We start from the raw sequence: 13,072 nt of genomic DNA on the forward strand, positions 1-13,072 counted from the left end.
GACGGCGTTCGTTCGGTGACCCACGCCATGCGTGGATGTTCCGTTACGTCACCGCCGGTGTGTCATCCGCGTCCCGCGCCAACAGGCTGCCGGCGAACAACGCCGCCAGCAGCACGGTCAGGCCACCCCAGAACGCGGAATAGAACGCCAGATGCGTGTTGAGCGGGAACAGGGTGACCGCCAGCGCCAGCATCGCCGGGCGGGCCCGCTCACGCGCGGCCATCGGTGCATAGCGCCAGGCCCGCCAGGCCTGGGCCACGGCGGCCAACCACAGCAGCAGGCCGAGCACGCCGGTTTCCGCCAGGATTTCCAGCACGATCTGATGAGCATGCAACGCCGGGGCATCGCCCCACACCGCCGGTTCGTCGCCAGACACGCAGGCCGGATAGGCATCGCGGAAGCCGCGTGCACCGACGCCATTGAGCGGATGTTCCTCGATCATGCAGGCCGCGGCGTCCCAGATCCGCGCACGCCCTGACAGTGCCTCGTCGACACCGCGCTCGCTTCCATCCCAGGCCAACGCCGTTCGCGCGAAGCGTTCGCGCAGCTGCGGCACGCTGGCGGTCAGCGCGCCCGCGCCGAGGACAGCAACCAGCGCCAGCAGCACCAACCGTTTCCAGCCGAACTGGCGCACGCCGCTGTAGGCAAGCACCAGCGCGAAGGTGATCCACGATGCGCGCGAGCCGGCCAGCAGCAGCACGCAACCCAGCGCCGCTGCGGCCAGTACCCAACCCGGATTGCCAAAGCGACGCGCCAGCGGCAACAACAGGAACGGTGAGAGACTGGCCAGGACCTGGCCGAACTTCAGGTTGCACGGCCCGAGTGCCCCACTGAGGCGATCGACCACGGCCGCCTCAGTGGCCGGGCACAACGCGTGACCACTCACCGCAAGCTTCAGCTGCTCAAGCGACCAGAACCACGGGCTGGTTCCGGCCACCGCCTGCACCAGCGCATCCAGGGTCCATGCGCCGGTGATCAGCGCCAGGCCACCGAAGGTCAACCGCCTCCGTTCGGGCGTGGCCACCGCGATCGCCACCAGCCACATGAAGGGCAGGTAGCGCAGGCCGGCGGCCGCCTTCGTCCACGACGCTGTCGGATCGATCGCATCAAACGCCGAGAACGCCTGCGGCAGCCAATAGCCGAGGAACAGGATCGAGGTCAGCGCCCAAGCTGCCGTGCTCAACAGATGCGGACGACGCTGCAGTCGACGCATGACCATGCGCGCGGCGGCGTAGACCGCGCCAAGACCGAGAATGGTTTCGGCGATGCCCGGCAACGGCCACATCGCCACGTACGCCAGCACCCACCAGGGCGCCCAGCGTCCGGCGCGGTCGTCGCGCACGGTGACGTCGGGGTCAGCCGGCGAGGTCGGCATAGAGGCGGAGGGTATCGCGCTGCATGGCCTGCAGGGTAAACGGGATGCGGGTCGGCAAGGACGGCGGCTGCGCCAGCAGGGCCAGCGCACGTTCACCCAGTGCGCGTGCATCGCCCAGCGGCACCGCACCAGCGGGTTGCAGCTGCCGCAGCAGTTCGCCGACGCCACCATGATCCCAGCCCAGCACCGGGCGGCCCACCGACAGCGCCTCGACCACGGTACGGCCGAATGCTTCGGGCTTGTCCGACAGCTGCAGCACCAGATCGCTGGCCGCATAGGCCTGGGCGATGCGCGCGGTCGGTGTGCTGATCTGCACGGCATCCATCACGCCCAAAGCAGCGGCCTGCCGGCGAAGGTCGGCCACATAGGCTTCGCGGCCCGGTTCATCGGTACCCAGCATCCACAGCTGTGCCGGTACACCGGCGGCGCGTACATCCGCCAGCAACTGCAGCGCATGAGCATGTCCCTTCAGCCGGGTGCCCCGCCCCGGCAGCAGCAGCAGCGGGCCCTCAACCTGCGCCAGCCACGGGTAATCGGCTGCCAGCGCCAGTCGTGGCCGGCGGTCGGCGCGGGCCACGCGCGGAAACTGTGCGACATCGACGCCGCGCGGAATCACCTGCAGCTTCGCTTCGGGAACTGTCGGATAGTGCCGCTGCACGTAGTCGCGCACGCTGTTGGACACGCAGATCACGCGTTCACCGCTGGTCATCACCGCGCTGTAGCGACTGGGCGAATTCAATCCATGCACGGTGGTCACCCAGTGCGGGCGCTGTGCGGCGGGCATGGCACGGATCGCGTACAGGCCCAGCCAGGCCGGTAGCCGCGAACGGGCATGCACGATGTCCGCGCCAACTTCAGCGAACAGGCGGCGCAGGGTCGGCAGGTGGCGCAGGGTCAGCAGCGATTTGCGGCCGATGTCGAGGGTGAGGTGCTCGGCACCGCTATCGAGCAACGGCTGCACCAGGCGGCCACCGGCGGAGACCACCAGCGCACGATGGCCGGCAGCGACCAGGGCCGCAGCGATTTCCAGGGTCGAGCGCTCGACACCGCCGGAGTGCAGCGCCGGCAGCAACTGCACCACGGTCAATCGGCGCATCGAAGGGGCGGCCGCTTAGTCGGCCAGCACGAACACGGAACCGCAGTACGGGCACTGCGCTTCGCCATTGGGCTCGTCTTCGATCGGCAGGTACACGCGCGGATGCGAGTTCCACAGCGCCATTTCCGGGGTCGGGCAGCTCAGCGGCAGATCGCTGCGGTGCACGGTGTAGCGCTTCTCGGCGTTGGCGGGCGCAGTGGCGGTATGGCTCATGGCGGATGTCGATGAACGGGTTGCGAGGCCTGTGATTCTAGCATCTGGGCCGCCCCGACATTGCGCCGCAACGGGTCTTTACGCGTACCGGGCCGATTCCCTGCGACCTTGCATGCCACCTCGGGATGGGGTGCCGGTGGAAATTCCCGACCGAACCAGCAGGATCACGCCGGGAAACCGCCAACAACGATATTTCCCGCATTTGGATCGAACTAAATGGCACTTGTCAGGTTGCCACGGCTGTTGCAGGATCGGGCCAGGTCGTGAACCGGCCTGCCCCAATCCGACCCGATCGCATGGCCCGCCCCCCACCGGACCGGCATCGCTTCTTCCACTGCCATCCCGGCGGGCGGAGCGATGCTGTCCGTGGTGTCCGCCGATGCGGGTTCTGCCCGCCGCCTGCCCTTCCGGGAGACCCTTGCATGACCCTGTCCGATCCACGCCGCGCCCTGCTTCCGCTCGCCCTGGCCCTGGCCTGTGCGACTACCGCGATGCCGGTGCTGGCACAGGGACTGCAGACCTCGTTCGAGCCCGGCGAACCTGCCCCGTCGCAGGCCGCGGGTGCACTGCAGGTCACGATCGGCAACGGCCCTGCGGCGCCTTACGCCGCCAAGCGCAATGCGGGCTACAGCGGCCTGCATGCACTGCGCTACAGCAGCGAAGGCGGCAGGGCGCGGCGCGAGCTGTTCAAGGTGGACATGGCCATCGAGGCCGATACCACCCTGTCGTGGCTGGTGCTGCCGGAGATCGTCGGCAAGGACACCGTGGCCTCGACCTATGTGTCACTGGACCTGCTGCTGGACGATGGCAGCCGGGTTTCGGCCGGCGCTGCGCGTGACCAGCATGGGGTGGCTCTCGGCGCACGCGCGCAGGGCGCGTCAAAGACGCTGTATCCGCAGCAGTGGGCGCGCAAGGCGGTGCGGCTGGGCGACGTGCCCGCGCTGAAGGGTCGCCGCGTGGTGGCGATCGAACTGGACGTGGCCAGTGCCGACGGTGCACCGGTCACCGGCTGGATCGATGACGTTCGCCTGGACACAGTGCCACGTCAGCAGCCAGCGCGTGTCTCCGACTGGGTGCTGACCACCCGTGGCACCCAGGCCAACGGCACCTTCTCGCGCGGCAACAATTTCCCGGCCACCGCGGTGCCGCACGGCTTCAACTTCTGGACCCCGGTGACCGATGCCGGCGCACTGAACTGGCTGTACCGCTGGAACGAACAGAACGACGCACGGAACCGTCCGCAGCTGCAGGCACTTGCGCTGAGCCATCAGCCCAGCCCGTGGATGGGCGACCGCCAGACCTTCCAGGTGATGCCCTCGGCCAGCCGTGGTGTGCCGGAGGCTGATCGCCGCAAGCGTGCCTTGTCGTTCGACCGCAGCCACGAGAGCGCCCGCCCTTACCGCTACGATGTGCGCTTCGACAACGGCGTCGCAGCATCAATCGCGCCGACCGATCATGCGGCGCTGTTCCGCTTCGACTTCCCCGAGGGCGGAGACGCCAACCTGCTGTTCGACAATGTCGATGCACGCGGTGGCCTGACTCTGGACGCCGCCACGCAGACGCTGTCCGGCTATACCGACACGCGCAGTGGCCTGTCCAACGGCGCCAGCCGCATGTACGTGGTGGCCCGCTTCGACAAGCCATGGCGCAGCAGTGGGCGCCTCGACACCGGCCGCCCGACCGGTTACATCAAGTTCGACGCGGGCAGCGACCGGCGGGTGACCATGCGCATCGCCACCTCGCTGATCTCGGTGGAGCAGGCGCGGCACAACCTGGCACTGGAAATCGACGCGGCCGACACGCTGGAAAGCGTGTCCGGCCGTGCGCAGGATGCATGGGACGCACGCCTGGCCCGCTTCGACATCGGCGATGCCAGCGACGACCAGAAGACCACACTGTATTCCAGCCTGTACCGGCTGTTCCTGTACCCGAATTCCGGCCATGAGAACGTGGGCAGCGCCGCCGCACCGGAGTGGCGCTACGCCAACCAGGCCAGCGCCAGCGATGACAACACCGAGGGCAGCGCGACCCGCAGCTACGCCGCCGTGCGCGACGGCAAGGTATTCGTCAACAACGGCTTCTGGGACACCTTCCGCACCACCTGGCCGGCCTATGCGCTGTTCACGCCCGACGATGCCGGCCAGCTGGTGCAGGGCTTCATCGAGCAGTACCGCGCCGGCGGCTGGATCGCACGCTGGTCGTCGCCGGGTTACGCCGACCTGATGGTCGGTACCAGCTCGGACGTGGCATTTGCAGATGCGTGGCTGAAAGGCGTCGGCGGCTTCGATCCGGCAGAGGCCTACGCGGCCGCGCTGAAGAACGCGACCGTGGTCCCGCCTGACCGCCATGTCGGCCGCAAGGGCATGGACCGCTCGACCTTCCGTGGCTATGCCAGCGCCGACGTGCACGAAGGCATGTCGTGGACGATGGAAGGCGCGCTCAATGACTTCGGCATCGCCAACATGGCCGACGCCCTGGCCAAGCGCGCGGCCACGCCGGCGGCACGCGAGCGCTACAGCACCGAGGCCGACTACTTCCGCCACCGCGCGCCCAGCTACGCGACGATGTTCGACCCGGACGCAGGCTTCTTCCAGGGCCGCAAGGCCGATGGCCGCTGGCGCGTGGACGCCAAGGCCTACGACCCACGCGTGTGGGGCCACGACTACACCGAATCCAATGGCTGGACGTTCGCATTCACCGCCGCCCACGATGGCGAGGGCCTGGCGGCGCTGTACGGTGGCCGCGAAAAGCTGGCGGCGAAGCTGGATACCTTCTTCGCCACACCGGAAACTGCGGACCCGGCACTGGCCGGTTCCTACGGCGGCACCATCCACGAGATGACCGAAGCGCGCGACGTGCGCATGGGCATGTACGCGCACAGCAACCAGCCGGCACACCACATCCCGTGGATGTACCTGTACGCCGGGCAGCCGTGGAAGACCCAGCAGCATGTGCGCGAGATCCTGTCGCGGCTGTACGTCGGCAGCGAGATCGGCCAGGGCTACCCGGGCGATGAGGACAATGGCGAGACCTCGGCATGGTACGTACTGGCCTCGTTGGGCCTGTACCCGCTGCGCATGGGCGCCCCGGAATACGTGATCGGCTCGCCGGCATTCGAGCATGCACGGGTGGAGCTGCAGGGTGGCGCGGTGCTGACCGTGAACGCGGCCAACAACTCGCGCGAGAACGTCTACGTGCAGTCGCTGAAGATCAACGGTACGCCGTGGACGAAGACCTGGGTGCCGCACGACCTGATCGCCAAGGGCGCGACCCTCGACTTCGTGATGGGCCCCCGTCCCTCGCGCTGGGGCAGTGGCGTGGATGATGTGCCGCGCTCGTTGACCGCCCGTGGCCAACGACCTCAGCTGCTGCACGACCTGCTCGGCAGCGGCGCCAAGGCGACGCTGGCCGATGGCCGTGCCCTGCCCGCGCTGCTCGATGACGATGCCGGCACGACGGTGGGCCTGGGCGGCGGTGCAACCATCGCGCTGACCGGCCTGGCCGAGGGCACTCCGACGATGTACACGCTGACCAGCGGCGACGGCCGCATCCAGGGCGGTGAGTGGACGCTGGAAGCGCGCAACGGCAGCGGCAGCTGGGCCGTGCTCGACCAGCGCATCGGCGAAGACTTCGAATCCGCCCGCCAGACCCGTCCGTTCCGCATCGCCAAACCCGGTCGTTACAGCGAGTACCGCCTGCGCCTGGCGGCACCGGCACGGTTGCCGCTGGCGGAGATCGAACTGCTGGCGGCCGGCACCGTACAATGAGCGGCATGCGCTTCCGTCTTCTGCCCTTGGCCCTTGTTGCCCTGTCCTTCTCCAGCTTCGGCCAGACCCAGGCGTTCGATACGCAGCTGACCCGCGACGGCGTGACACTGAACTACCAGGACGCGCGTGGCGCGCTGGCCGCGCCGCAGCGCAAGCGGGTGATCGATACGTTCTTCTTCGCCTATCTGCGCGAACGTGCGGACTTCCATCCCGCCGCGCCGTCGAGGGTGCGCATCGTGATCGATCCGGCCTACACCGGCATCGCCTTCGTCGGCGACAAGGACCAGGCAGCGACGATCACCATCAACCCGGGGTGGCTGGCGCAGCACCCGAACGACATCGACCTGGTCACCCATGAGGCGATGCACATCGTGCAGGGCTATCCGGGCTACGGCGACGCGCGGGTGCCGGGCTGGCTGGTGGAAGGCATCGCCGACTACGCACGCGACCGCTACGGCATGGACAATGCCGCCGCGGGCTGGGCACTGCCGGGCAAGGTCGAGAAGGGGCAGAACTTCGACAGTGGCTACCGGGTGACCGGTGCGTTCCTGAAGTGGGCCGACGCCGAACACCCGGGACTGGTGCTGGCACTGGACAAGGCCCTGCGCGACGGCCGCTATGCACCGGCGCTGTGGCAGAAGCACACCGGCAAGGCACTGCCGGCGCTGTGGGCACAGTACGCCAAGCCGCGTTCGGATGCACCGCCGCCGGCCCCTGCACGCCGCGGCAAGCGGCACTGAGCCCCCACGCACTGTACGTTCACCGGGCATTGCCCGGCGCTACCGCATCGCGGCCTCAGCGCGACTGCACGAAGCCGGCGTACAGCGCGAACAACTGCTGGAAGTACCGCCGCGTCACTCGATTGCGCATGACACCCTCGCCCATGGAAAGTTGGTCGGGCCCAGGGTGGGAAGGCCGGTCCGGTCCCTTCCCACGGCCGGGCCGCGTGGGCGTATTGGGCCGCAATGGCGTTGCAGGGAAATGACCGGGTTGCGTAGCGCGTGTGGCAGGTTCGGCGGCTGTTGCGGCAAATGAAAACACCGGGCAATGCCCGGTGTTTTCATATGCGAAGACGTCCAACCGCGCCAGCGCCATCATTCTTCCGACCAGGAGCCCCTTCTTGTTGAAGGGGCGCGCCGAAGGCGGGGGTAGAGGAAGAATGCGTGGGCAGCGGAAGTGGGAAAGAAGGCCTATGCCTTCTTTTCCGCTTCCAGCTGCTTGCGGATCTGCGCATCAACCGCGGCGATCGCGGTCATGTTCAGGATCCGGCGCGAGGTCGCGCTGGTGGTCAGGATGTGCACCGGCTTGTTCACGCCCATCAGGATCGGGCCGATCGCCACGCCGTCGGTGAACACGCGCACCAGGTTGTAGGCGATGTTGGCCGCTTCCAGGTTCGGCAGCACGAACAGGTTGGCGCGGCCCTGCAGGGTCGAGCCCGGCAGCAGCTTCTGGCGCAGCGCTTCGTCCCACGCGGTGTCGCCCTGCATTTCACCGTCCACGTTCAGACGCGGGTTGCGCTTGAGCAGCAGCTCACGCACCTGGCGCATCTTCAGCGCGTCCTTCGAATCATGGCTGCCGAAGTTGGAGTGCGACAGCAGCGCCACCTTCGGCTCGATGCCGAACAGCTTCATGCGGTAGGCCGCCTGCAGGGTCGCTTCGCACAGCTGCTCGGCGGTCGGGTCTTCCTGCACGTGGGTGTCCACGAAGAAGAACACGCCCTGCTGGTTGATCACGCCGGTCATCGCCGAGGTCGAGGTGACCTTCGGCTCCAGCGGCAGCACGCTGCGCACGTAACCCAGCTTCTTGTGGAAGCGGCCGACGATGCCGGTCAGCATCGCATCGGCTTCGCCACGGGCCACCATCACCGCCGCGATCAGGGTCGGGCGCGAACGCATCAGGTTCTTCGCCGCGGCCACGGTCACGCCACGGCGGCCGGTCAGGCCGTGGTAGTACTGCCAGTATTCGTTGAAGCGCGGGTCGTCGTTGATGTTGGTGACTTCAACGTTCTCGCCGATCTTCAGGCGCAGGCCGAGGCGCTCGATGCGCGATTCGATCACTTCCGGGCGGCCGATCAGGATCGGGTGCGCCAGGCCGTCGTCGACCACGTTCTGCACCGCCTGCAGCACCACTTCCTCTTCGCCTTCAGCGTACACCACGCGCTGCTTGTCGCTGCGCGCGCGGTCGTAGACCGGCTTCATCATCAGGCTGGTGCGGTAGACGAACTGGGCCAGCTTGTCGCGGTAGGCGCCCATGTCGTCGATCGGGCGCGAGGCCACGCCCGAGTCCATCGCGGCCTGGGCCACGGCGGCCGACAGCTCCACCAGCAGGCGGCGGTCGAACGGGCGCGGGATCAGGTACTCACGGCCGAAGCTCGGCGTCTCGCCACCATAGGCCGAGCCCATGTCGGTGGCCGCACGACGGGCCAGCGCGGCGATGGCGCGCACGCAGGCGATCTTCATTTCCTCGTTGATCGCGGTCGCGCCCACGTCCAGCGCACCGCGGAACAGGTACGGGAAGCACAGCACGTTGTTGACCTGGTTCGGGTAGTCCGAACGGCCGGTACCGATGATCGCGTCCGGACGCGCGGCGCGCGCCACCTCCGGCATGATTTCCGGGGTCGGGTTGGCCAGCGCGAAGATCACCGGATCCGGCGCCATGGTCTTGACCATGTCGGCGGTCAGGATGCCCGGTGCCGACAGGCCCAGGAAGATGTCCGCGCCGTCGACGATCTCGGCCAGGGTGCGCTTGTCGGTGTCGCGCGCATAGCGCTGCTTTTCCGGGTCCAGGTCGGTACGGCCGGTATGGATCACGCCCTCGCGGTCGAAGGCCAGGATGTTTTCCGGCTTCAGGCCCAGCTGCACCAGCATGTTCACGCAGGAAATGCCGGCTGCGCCCATGCCCGTGGTCGCCAGCTTCACTTCCTCGATCTTCTTGCCGGTGATCGCCATGGCGTTGAGCACGGCCGCCCCGACGATGATCGCCGTGCCGTGCTGGTCGTCATGGAACACCGGAATCTTCATGCGCTCGCGGAGCTTGCGCTCGACCACGAAGCATTCCGGCGCCTTGATGTCTTCCAGGTTGATGCCACCGAAGGTCGGCTCCAGCGAGGCGATGATGTCGACCAGCTTGTCCGGGTCGGTTTCATCCACTTCGATGTCGAACACATCAATGCCGGCGAACTTCTGGAACAGCACGCCCTTGCCTTCCATCACCGGCTTGCCGGCCAGCGCGCCGATGTTGCCCAGGCCCAGCACCGCGGTGCCGTTGGAGATCACCGCCACCAGGTTGCCGCGGGCGGTCAGCTCGCTGGCCTGCTGCGGGTCGGCCTTGATCGCTTCACAGGCGTATGCCACGCCCGGCGAATACGCCAGCGACAGGTCGCGCTGGGTCAGCATGGGCTTGGTAGCGGAAACCTTGATCTTTCCCGGCGGGGACATCCGGTGGTAATCGAGGGCGGCCTGTTTGAAATCTTCGTTGGACATCGATGTGGGTTACATGAATGGGCAGAAGGGACAGGGGATGATACCCCCGTTGGAGCGTCTGGACCTGTCGCTATCCTGTCGCAGGCATGCTGCGACCGCACAATTCCGTGCCGTATGCGACGGTACCGGGATACCAGCTTCGGCGTCTGCCATGACAGCCATGGGACGCCCTGAAACGCCGCGGGGCCGTACCACTGTCGTGATCGGCCCCGCGGTACCACACACCTGGATCAGCCCCTGGCCGGCAGCGCCTCGGGCACGGCATCGATCAGCGGCGGCAGTTCGCTTTCGCGGCCATCCAGCGCCAGCTGCAGGCGGTTGCGGTCCAGCGCACCCTCCCAGCGCGAGACCACTACCGTGGCCACGGCATTGCCGATGAAGTTGGTCAGCGAGCGGCATTCGCTCATGAAGCGGTCCACGCCCAGGATCAGCGCCATGCCGGCCACCGGCACTTCCGGCACCACCGCCAGGGTCGCGGCCAGGGTGATGAAGCCGGCGCCGGTAACGCCAGCGGCACCCTTGGAGCTGAGCATGGCGACCAGCAGCAGGGCGATCTGGTGGCCCAGGGTCAGTTCGGTGTTGGTGGCCTGGGCGATGAACAGCGCGGCCAGGGTCATGTAGATGTTGGTGCCGTCCAGGTTGAACGAATAGCCGGTCGGGACCACCAGGCCCACCACCGACTTGCTGCAACCGGCGCGTTCCATCTTCTCCATCAGCGACGGCAGCGCCGACTCCGACGAAGAGGTGCCCAGCACCAGCAGCAGTTCGGCCTTCAGGTAACGCGCCAGCTTGAACACCGAGAAGCCACACAGGCGGCAGACCAGGCCCAGGATCACCGCCACGAACAGGAACGCGGTGAGGTAGAACGAGCCCACCAGCCAGGCCAGGTTGATCAGCGAGCCGACGCCGTACTTGCCGATGGTGAAGGCGATCGCGCCGAAGGCACCGATCGGGGCAGCCTTCATCAGGATGTGCACCAGCTTGAACACCGGGGCGACCAGCGCCTCCAGGAAGTTCACGATCGGCTTGCCCTTCTCGCCCACCGATGCCAGCGCGATGCCGAACAGCACGGCCACGAACAGTACCTGCAGGATGTTGCCATCGACGAACGCGCTGAGCAGCGTCTTCGGGATGATGTCCATCAGGAAGCCGACCAGGGTCAGGTCATGCGACTTCTCGACGTAGCTGTGCACCGCGGTCTGGTCCAGCTCGGCCGGGTTGATGTTCATGCCGGCGCCGGGCTGCACCACGTGCGCCACGATCATGCCGACGATCAGTGCCAGCGTGGAGAAGAACAGGAAGTACGCCATCGCCTTGGCGAACACGCGGCCCACCGTGCGCAGGTGGGTCATGCCGGCGATGCCGGTGACGATGGTCAGGAAGATCACCGGCGCGATGATCATCTTCACCAGGTTGATGAAGGCATCGCCGAGCGGCTTCATCTTCTCGCCGATCAACGGTTCGTAGTGGCCGAGGATGGCGCCCAGGACGATCGCCACGATCACCTGGAAGTACAGCTGGCGATAGATCGGCAACGGCTTTGCAGGCACCGGTGCTGCGGTCGGGATGTGCATGGCGGACTCCGGAAGGGGCGTTTTCAGGCACGTACGGCCCCGGGACTGCACGGGAACCGTTACCGTGGAAACTGATCGCAGGCCCTGTGCTGCACGCGCAGGGGGTGCGACCAATGGACGCCTTTGTACGCGCCGGGCACGCTGGCGCAGATAACCTATTGGTACTAGCCCCCCGGTTCAGGTGGCCGCGATGCCTACACTGGCGCCGCACCGCCCGATCACGGGGAGGCCGGTGGCCCGGGCTGAACAGCTGGGCGCGTCATTGCGAAAGTTTCGGCCCCCGCGGCCGTTGTTGTCCTGTCCACACGCAATCTGAGAGAGCCGCACCCAACATGCGCCCGATTCCCACCTTGCTGGCCCTGTCGCTGGCCGCCCTTCCCGCCTTCGCCTCGGCTGCCGATTTCGACAACTGGCCGACCAAGTACACCTTCGGCGACGGCACCGAGCTGGCCGCCACCGCCAACATCGCCTACGACTACAACGATTTTTCCTCGGGCAGCGGTCTTGAGGACGACGACGCCGTGCGCCGCAAGGAATTCGGTGCGACGCTGAAGAAGAAGGGCGTCTATGACGCGATGGTCTACTACGACTTCCAGTCCGACACCTGGCTGGACGTGTTCGTGCGCTTCGAAAGCAAGGCCTTCTTCGGCCGCGACATCGGCCGCTTCCGCTTCGGCTACATGAAGACCCCGGTTGGCCTGGACGCGAACACGTCTTCGCGCGCCGGCAGCTTCCTGGAAACCGCACTGCCCGTGCAGGCCTTCTACGCCGGCCGCCGCACGGGTGTGGAATGGGTGCTGGAGCGCCCGCAGTACCTGCTGCAGGCCGGCGCCTATGGCGGCAAGGACCTGCAGGGTGACAATCCCGGCACCACCCAGGCCGTGCGTGCGGTGTGGACCCCGGTGAAGGCGCCGGGTGATGTAATCCACCTGGGCCTGGCCTACTCGCAGGAAAATCCGCGTGGCTACAGCGATGGCCGCGACGTGCACCACGAGGCCAGCGCACGCCTGCGCGCACGCCCGGAAGCCGGCCTGACCGACATCCGCTATGTCGATTCCGGCGCGCTGGTCACCGCCGACCAGATCCGCCGCACCGGCCTGGAAGGCATCTGGATCCGCGGCCCGTTCTCGCTGCAGGCCGAAGCCCTGCGCGCAACGGTCACCCGCCATGACGGCAAGCCCGACTACACCGGCAGCGGCCAGTACGCGATGGCCAGCTGGGTGTTGACCGGCGAATCGCGCCCGTACAACGCCGGTGCCGTGGCCAATATCAAGCCGGCGCACGACTATGGCGCGGTGGAACTGGTGGCCCGTTACAGCCGCATGGACCTCGACGATGGCAGCATCCTCGGCGGACGCCAGCACGACCTGACCCTGGGCGCGAACTGGTACCTGACCAGCCACTTCAAGTTCCAGGCCAACTACGTCAAGGTCGACGCCAGCCGTCGTGGCGTGCACAGCACGCCGGAGATCTTCGAACTGCGCGCGCAGATGCACTTCTGACCCCTTCCACGTCAGATCCCGGCGGGCGTGCACGCCACGCCCGCCGGCCCTGCGTAGACTGCC

General features: G+C 67.4%; 8 protein-coding genes. 3 read left to right on the forward strand and 5 right to left on the reverse strand.

Annotation, left to right across the window (positions count from 1 at the left end):
- Positions 1-43: 43 nt before the first annotated feature.
- The 3 genes from N5D20_RS13810 to N5D20_RS13820 are packed head-to-tail and all read right to left on the reverse strand — an operon-like array spanning position 44 to position 2,684.
- The gene (locus N5D20_RS13810; RefSeq protein WP_197578715.1) at positions 44-1,375 is read right to left on the reverse strand and encodes an O-antigen ligase; all 1,332 of its coding nucleotides are present in this window, start codon (positions 1,373-1,375) and stop codon (positions 44-46) included.
- Positions 1,356-2,471, reverse strand: coding sequence for a glycosyltransferase (locus tag N5D20_RS13815; protein WP_043400167.1), 1,116 nt, complete (start codon positions 2,469-2,471; stop codon positions 1,356-1,358). Before N5D20_RS13815 ends, N5D20_RS13810 begins: the two co-directional genes overlap by 20 nt.
- A gap of 15 nt (positions 2,472-2,486) precedes the next feature.
- A complete protein-coding gene (locus N5D20_RS13820; RefSeq protein ID WP_005410967.1) occupies positions 2,487-2,684 on the reverse strand; it encodes a zinc-finger domain-containing protein in 198 nt (65 codons plus the stop codon).
- Between the two features lie 422 nt (positions 2,685-3,106).
- Between N5D20_RS13820 and N5D20_RS13825 the strand changes: the two genes are divergently transcribed.
- Together N5D20_RS13825 and N5D20_RS13830 are read left to right on the forward strand one after the other, a co-directional pair.
- Entirely contained in the window at positions 3,107-6,451 is a 3,345-nt protein-coding gene (locus N5D20_RS13825) for a GH92 family glycosyl hydrolase (RefSeq protein WP_197578716.1), read from the forward strand.
- Positions 6,448-7,191: a basic secretory protein-like protein gene (locus N5D20_RS13830; RefSeq protein ID WP_197578717.1), complete on the forward strand. Its 744-nt coding sequence runs from the start codon at positions 6,448-6,450 to the stop codon at positions 7,189-7,191. The genes N5D20_RS13825 and N5D20_RS13830 overlap by 4 nt, the downstream gene beginning before the upstream one ends.
- 450 nt (positions 7,192-7,641) lie before the next feature.
- On the opposite strand, the gene N5D20_RS13835 is transcribed toward N5D20_RS13830, so the two are convergent.
- Both N5D20_RS13835 and N5D20_RS13840 read right to left on the reverse strand, forming a co-directional pair.
- On the reverse strand, positions 7,642-9,933 hold the full coding sequence (locus N5D20_RS13835; protein ID WP_053461346.1) for an NADP-dependent malic enzyme: 2,292 nt from the start codon (positions 9,931-9,933) through the stop codon (positions 7,642-7,644).
- Between the two features lie 230 nt (positions 9,934-10,163).
- Positions 10,164-11,507: a dicarboxylate/amino acid:cation symporter gene (locus N5D20_RS13840; RefSeq protein WP_010480813.1), complete on the reverse strand. Its 1,344-nt coding sequence runs from the start codon at positions 11,505-11,507 to the stop codon at positions 10,164-10,166.
- Positions 11,508-11,839: 332 nt separating this feature from the next.
- Here N5D20_RS13840 and N5D20_RS13845 point away from each other — a divergent pair, with 332 nt between their 5' ends.
- Positions 11,840-13,009 (forward strand): porin, encoded by a 1,170-nt coding sequence (locus N5D20_RS13845; RefSeq protein WP_049435327.1) that lies wholly within the window; start codon positions 11,840-11,842, stop codon positions 13,007-13,009.
- Positions 13,010-13,072 lie beyond the last annotated feature (63 nt).

The sequence above is a fragment of the Stenotrophomonas sp. GD03877 genome, assembly GCF_029840555.1.
GTDB lineage: Bacteria > Pseudomonadota > Gammaproteobacteria > Xanthomonadales > Xanthomonadaceae > Stenotrophomonas > Stenotrophomonas geniculata.

Bases quoted from the DNA above. Each gene is read 5' to 3' on its own strand.
- N5D20_RS13820 (WP_005410967.1), bottom strand. From the start codon at position 2,684: ATGAGCCATACCGCCACTGCGCCCGCCAACGCCGAGAAGCGCTACACC.
- N5D20_RS13825 (WP_197578716.1), top strand. From the start codon at position 3,107: ATGACCCTGTCCGATCCACGCCGCGCCCTGCTTCCGCTCGCCCTGGCC.
- N5D20_RS13810 (WP_197578715.1), bottom strand. From the start codon at position 1,375: ATGCCGACCTCGCCGGCTGACCCCGACGTCACCGTGCGCGACGACCGC.
- N5D20_RS13845 (WP_049435327.1), top strand. From the start codon at position 11,840: ATGCGCCCGATTCCCACCTTGCTGGCCCTGTCGCTGGCCGCCCTTCCC.
- N5D20_RS13815 (WP_043400167.1), bottom strand. From the start codon at position 2,471: ATGCGCCGATTGACCGTGGTGCAGTTGCTGCCGGCGCTGCACTCCGGC.
- N5D20_RS13840 (WP_010480813.1), bottom strand. From the start codon at position 11,507: ATGCACATCCCGACCGCAGCACCGGTGCCTGCAAAGCCGTTGCCGATC.
- N5D20_RS13835 (WP_053461346.1), bottom strand. From the start codon at position 9,933: ATGTCCAACGAAGATTTCAAACAGGCCGCCCTCGATTACCACCGGATG.
- N5D20_RS13830 (WP_197578717.1), top strand. From the start codon at position 6,448: ATGAGCGGCATGCGCTTCCGTCTTCTGCCCTTGGCCCTTGTTGCCCTG.